This is a genomic window from Ideonella sp. P3_A4, from assembly GCF_056403075.1.
In genome coordinates this window covers 1-2,499 of record NZ_JBFUGE010000778.1, presented here as the reverse complement: position 1 = coordinate 2,499, position 2,499 = coordinate 1, and the positions used below count along the sequence as shown (strand labels likewise).

The 2,499-nt window shown below is 68.1% G+C and carries 3 protein-coding genes; all 3 read left to right on the top strand.

Features of this window, described 5'->3' with window-relative positions; all coding sequences use genetic code 11:
• On the top strand, positions 1–651 hold a 651-nt coding region (locus AC1DYI_RS32565; protein ID WP_477208253.1), incomplete at its 5' end, for an NAD(P)/FAD-dependent oxidoreductase.
• Positions 652–802: 151 nt separating this feature from the next.
• On the top strand, positions 803–1,606 hold the full coding sequence (locus tag AC1DYI_RS32560; RefSeq protein WP_477208252.1) for a gamma-glutamyl-gamma-aminobutyrate hydrolase family protein: 804 nt from the start codon (positions 803–805) through the stop codon (positions 1,604–1,606).
• A gap of 105 nt (positions 1,607–1,711) precedes the next feature.
• On the top strand, positions 1,712–2,499 hold a 788-nt coding region (locus tag AC1DYI_RS32555; RefSeq protein ID WP_477208251.1), incomplete at its 3' end, for a type I glutamate--ammonia ligase.

Below are 2,499 nucleotides of genomic sequence, written 5' to 3'. Positions count from 1 at the left end.
GTCGAGCAGGTCACCGGCGGCGTGCGCGTGGCCACCGCCCAGGGCGAGGTGCGCGCCAAGCAGGCGCTGCTGGCAGGCAACGTCTATCTTCAAGGGATGGCGCCGCAGCTCGAAGAGCGGATCATGCCGGTCGGCACCTACATCGTCTGCTCCGAGCCTATCCCCGCGGCGCTGGCAAACTCGCTGGTGCCCAGCCGCTCGGCTGTCTGCGACACCAATTTCGTGCTCGACTACTTCCGCCCGACCAACGACAACCGCATGCTGTATGGCGGCCGGGTGAGCTACAGCACGATGACGCMGCGCAACCTGGCCGAAAGCATGCGCCAGCGCATGGTCGGCACCTTCCCCCAGCTGGCCGGCACGAAAATCCAGTACGCCTGGGGCGGCTTCGTCGACATCACGATGAACCGAGCGCCCGACTTTGGCCGCCTGGGCCCGAATCTTTACTATCTGCAAGGCTTCTCTGGCCACGGCCTGGCATTGACTGGCCTGGCCGGCAAGCTGGTGGCGGAGGCGATGAATGGCGACGCCTCGCGCTTTGACGTTTTTGCACGCCTGAAGCACCATGCCTTCCCGGGTGGCCGTTGGCTGCGCACCCCGGCGCTGGTGCTGGGCATGGCCTGGTACCGCCTGAGAGACTTGCTCGGATGATGACCCACCCCCGAAGCGCCTTCGGCGCCTCCCCCTCAAGGGGGCGCCACCAGCGGCCCGGCAGAGCCGGCTCCGCGGTGGCCGCTTGGTTCGGTTGGCCTACTGCGACGCGCGTGCCGCTTGAGCGGCGCGGAGAATTTGAGTGAACGATATGACCCAGCCCACCACCCTCGACCAGGATTTGCCACAGCGCGCGGCGGCCAAGCCCATCGTGCTCGTGCCCGCCTGCAACCGCATGCTAGGCGAACACCCGTTCCACATTGCCGGCAAGAAGTACATCGACGCCGTGCGCCTGGCCGGCGGCCAGCCGCTGGTCGTGCCCTCGGCCGATGATGCCGAGCTCGACGCGCTGCTCGACCTGGCCGACGGCGTGCTGCTGACCGGCTCGCCGTCGAACGTGCACCCCAGCCACTTCGGCGAAGACGTGCACGACCCTTCGCTGCCGCTGGACCCGCTGCGCGACAGCTGGACGCTGCCGTTGATCCGCCGCGTGGTCGACCGCGGCATCCCGCTGTTCACCATCTGCCGCGGCACGCAAGAGGCCAACGTGGCGCTCGGCGGCTCGCTGTACCAGGCGGTTCATGAGCACGAGGGTCACGAAGACCACCGCGGCGCCGATGGTGCGCCGGCGGTCGAGATCTACGCCCCGGCGCACGACGTGCTCGTGGCCGAAGGCGGCGTGCTCGCCCAGGTCGTCGGCCAGYCCCGCTTCGAGGTCAACTCGGTGCACGGTCAGGCGGTCAAGCGCTTGGCCGATGGCCTGCGGGTCGAGGCCCGCGCGCCCGACGGCGTGGTCGAAGCTTTTTCCGTGGCCGACTCGGCCGGCTTCTCGCTGTGCGTGCAATGGCACCCCGAGTGGCTGGCCGCCGACAACCCGGTGTCGATGAAGATGCTCACCGCTTTCGGCGAAGCCTGCCGACGCTACCGCGAAGGACGGCGAGGCCCTCACCCGTGACCGGGCCCACCTGACGCCACCCTATCGCGGGGCCCGCGCGGCCCGCGCCTCGGTTTGAAGCCGGGGGCTCACCCGCGCGCAGATACACAACAGCAGGTGCCTCACATGGCCAGCAAAGAACATTTCAATTTCGCCGAGCTCGAACAGTGGCTCAACCAGAACCGCGTCACCGAGATCGAGTGCCTCGTGCCCGACCTCACCGGTGTCGCCCGCGGCAAGATCCTGCCGCGCCAGAAATTCACCGAAGACCGCGGCATGCGGCTGCCCGAAGCCATTGTCGGCATGGGCGTGACGGGCGAGTTCCCCGACGAAGGCCCGTACTACGACGTCATCAACCCGACCGATCGCGACATGCACCTGCGGCCCGACCCGGCCACCGTGCGCATCGTGCCCTGGGCCACTGACCCGACGGCGCAGGTCATCCACGACTGCTACGACCGTGACGGCAACCTGGTGCCGTTCGCCCCGCGTTCGGTGCTGCGCCGGGTCTGCGACCTGTTCGCCGCCGAGGGCTGGGATCCCGTGGTGGCCCCGGAGCTCGAGTTCTACCTCGTGGCCCGCAATACCGACCCCGACATGCCGCTGAAGCCGCCGGTCGGCCGCAGCGGCCGCAGCGAAACCTCGCGCCAGGCCTATTCGATCGACGCGGTCAACGAGTTCGACCCGCTGTTCGAAGACGTCTACGACTACTGCGAGAAGATGGAGCTGAACGTCGACACGCTGATCCACGAGATCGGTGCCGGCCAGATGGAGATCAACTTCTTCCATGCCCATCCGCTGGGCCTGGCCGACGAGGTGTTCTTCTTCAAGCGCACGGTGCGCGAGGCCGCATTGCGGCACGACATGTACGCGACCTTCATGGCCAAGCCGATCGCCGGCGAGCCAGGCAGCGC